3 protein-coding genes are annotated in these 3144 nt (G+C 63.0%); all 3 read right to left on the bottom strand.

Annotated features, from left to right (window positions below):
• Positions 1-804: 804 nt before the first annotated feature.
• A complete protein-coding gene (locus VLR48_RS02470; protein WP_325290262.1) occupies positions 805-1800 on the bottom strand; it encodes a transporter in 996 nt (331 codons plus the stop codon).
• A 62-nt stretch (positions 1801-1862) separates the two neighbouring features.
• Entirely contained in the window at positions 1863-2006 is a 144-nt protein-coding gene (locus VLR48_RS02475) for a hypothetical protein (RefSeq protein WP_325290263.1), read from the bottom strand.
• A partial coding sequence (locus tag VLR48_RS02480; RefSeq protein ID WP_325290264.1) for a sulfatase-like hydrolase/transferase occupies positions 2003-3144 on the bottom strand: 1142 nt, incomplete at its 5' end. The genes VLR48_RS02475 and VLR48_RS02480, both read right to left, overlap by 4 nt.

Consider the following 3144-nt stretch of genomic DNA (forward strand, 5'->3'; position numbering starts at 1 on the left):
CCCAATTTCGCCGAGTTCCGAGATGCAATCACCGACTGCCTAAAACAAACGCACACTACGCACAAGAAGGAGCTGGACTCTTTACTCACGCTGAAATTCCAGGCATTCAAGAAATGCGAGCTTGTCCCTATATGAGGTATATTCCACGAGAATCCCTCGGAGTAACCCGCGCTTGACCCTGCCGGATGCCTCCACCGCTTTTGCGGCTGCGTACGGTCCAGCCGGTCTCGGGTCGGTTCAGGCGACCCTAACGCAACCGGCCAGGAGCCGTCTCCCATCGACCGTAAGCGACTGACCGGTTGATCCTGATACCCGTCACCCGCCGTCCGGCGACCGACGGACAGGTCACGACCCACAGTCGTCATCCGTCCGCCGAATCTCAACGGCCGCAGTGCGACGGATAGCGGGCGTGCACCGCAGCCGCTACGAGCATACGGCCATGCCGCATAAGCGAACAGCTCGCCACGTGGTCGCGCTGCGCTTCTCTGGATCGCCTAACGCACTTAAGTGCCGAGTGAGTTGTCTCTCGTTGGTCCAAACCATAGCCCGATGGCCGGGTCCGACCCTGCCGCCGCCTCGCTTCGCCCTGCCGGACCAGGGACCCACCGCAGCAGTTCGCCCTGCCAGCCCTGCCCACCGTAAAGCGGTGATCGGGGCCGGCTCCGGTCTCCGGTCTCCGGTGGTTGACTTTCCTTTCGGTTTTATCCCCTGCATTGAGCGGGAGCACTGCTGCCTGAGCGACGGCCGATCCCGCTATCGAAAACGCCTTTCGGAGGTGCCTGGGACCAGGCCCGGCGAGATGCACTACTGCTCGTTCTTCAGCCTTCGCGAGCCTTCAATCAGGGGGTGCCAGCCGAACACGAGCGTAGCCATGAAGCCGTCCATGCGAAGATCACCGGGTGCGTCGTCGTTGATCGTCGACTTGTAGCCGAGGGTCAGATTCAGGTTGTCGTTGACGGCATAGCCGAGGGTGAGACCGAGGCCGATGTTGTCGAGCGCCTCGCCCTGGACGCCGTCGACGGTCGCCTTGCCGCCGTTGTACCAGACGGCGTCGAGCGAAGCCCAGAGGTGCTCGGTGAAGTCGCGCGTCAGATGTGCGTCCAACTGGAACATGGGATCGGTCTCCAAGGTCTGCACGACATAGTCGGTGTTGTTGCCGAAGAGCCAAACGGCGGGCAGGAATTCAAGGGTCGTGCGCCGGCCCGGCACCCAGGGGCCGAGCTGCCAGATGACGGGCAGACCGAGGCGCCCGTACCAGCGGTTCTGGCCGATGTTCAGGGGTTGGTCGTTGTCGTACTCGCCGATCGGCAGCGCCAGGTCGGCGAGCAATTTCAGAGTGAACCCCGGCTCGTAGCGGATCACGTCGGGGATGTTCTTCTGCGCCGGCGGGCCGATGACAGTCATGCTGAATTCGAGCATCGGATCGCCGAAGCCGCTGGCCGACTGGTTAAACGTCCTGCCGGCGACCGTCACGTCTCCCGAGATTCGCCCCATGGGCAGGAGGATCGCCGCCATGGCCGAGCGATCGAATAACGAGAAGGTATGCGCGTAACCCGCAATGGCCATGGTGGCGTCGAAGTTGGCGTCCGGGGTCACGATATGCGCCGGATCGAAGGGGTTGGTGTTGCCGCTGATCGATTCGAAAATGAGCGGCACCGCACTTGAACCCGACAGCGTATCCCAATAGAAGCGCGCCGGCACTTGGGCGAGCGCTTGGAGTGGGCCGAGCGCGCCTATGGCGAGCAGCGTAACGAGCACCAACCGCGACCGCATGGCCTGTTTCATCGAACCTTTTTTCATGGACGTGAACTCTCCATCCTGCTTGAAGAATGATTGGGTCGGCACCCTATCTCGCCTGGGGGTCAACGCTCGGGATCGACCAGCATGTCCTCGGGCGGCACGAACTGCCCCTTGTTGATCAGCGGCGGGAAGCCGGGGTCATCCGGGACACGCGGCGGAAGCTGATCTTTCAGGGTCTCGAACGGGGAGCGGCTGGGCAGGATCACGTTGTTCGTCCGGACGTACCGATCCCAGAGCGCGACCATCTGCCGCACCTTGTCGGGGCGTGCCGCGGCCAGATCATTGCGCTCGGCGGGGTCCGTCGCGAGGTCAAAAAGGCCCAATCGCCCTTGCCCAAAGGCTCGTATTGCCAGCGCAGCTTCCAATCCCCCTGCCGTACCGCACGATTGCCGAAGAGCTGCCAGGCGAGGAAGTCCTTCTCGCTGCGCGGCGCTTGCGCTTGGCCTCTCAGCATACGGTTCCAGGAGGTGCCGATGAGCTCGGGGACTTCGCGTCCCTCGTGGACCTTCGGATAGTCGGCGCCGGCAATCTCGAGCAGGGTCGGCATGATGTCCGCCACATGCATGAGCCTGTGGTTGATGCTTCCCCGCGGCCGCTCGACCACCGGACCGCTGACGATGAGCGCGTTGCGGATGCCGCCTTCCGCGACCCAACCCTTGTACTGACTGAAGGGCGTCATCGAGACCTGTGCCCACATCGGGCCGTAGCCGATATAGGAGCCTGGATCGCCCCAGGCCTTCGGATGGGTCTGCGACCACTTGATCGCCGCGAAGAGGAAGTCGCGTGTGCCCGGCTGACCCGCGATCATCTTGAACAGATCGGTGCCCTCGGCGCCGTTGTCGCCGAATACGATGAAGATCGTGTTCTCGTACTCGCCGATCTTCTTGAGGTGGTCGATGAGTCGGCCGACGTGGAAGTCCAGGTTTTCCATCATGCCGGCGTAAAGCTCCATCTTCCTGCCGAGCGTTGCCCTGGCCGCCGGCGCGAGCGTGACGGGATCGGGGACGAACCACATCCGCTCGGCGAGCTGCGTGCCCGGCGGCAGGATGCCGAGCGCGATCTGGCGCTGCAAGCGCTCCTGTCGCACCGCGTCCCAACCCTTGTCATACGCGCCGACATGCCGATCGCGCCACGCTCGGGGCAGGTGAAAGGGATCATGCGGCGCCTGGTGGGCGACATAGGCAAAGAAGGGCTTGCCGTCGCCCTGATTGGCGTCGATGAATTCGATCAGCTTGTCGGTGTAGGTCTTGGTGGCATAGTAATCCTTGGGTAACTTAGTGAGATAACGCCCGTCTTCGGTGAAGACCGACTTGGGCGAGGCACCGGTGAAGTTCGTCATGTCCC

Origin of the sequence: Thiocapsa sp. (genome assembly GCF_035467215.1) — a bacterium.
GTDB lineage: Bacteria > Pseudomonadota > Gammaproteobacteria > Chromatiales > Chromatiaceae > Thiocapsa.

Bases quoted from the DNA above. Each gene is read 5' to 3' on its own strand.
- VLR48_RS02470 (WP_325290262.1), bottom strand. From the start codon at position 1,800: ATGAAAAAAGGTTCGATGAAACAGGCCATGCGGTCGCGGTTGGTGCTC.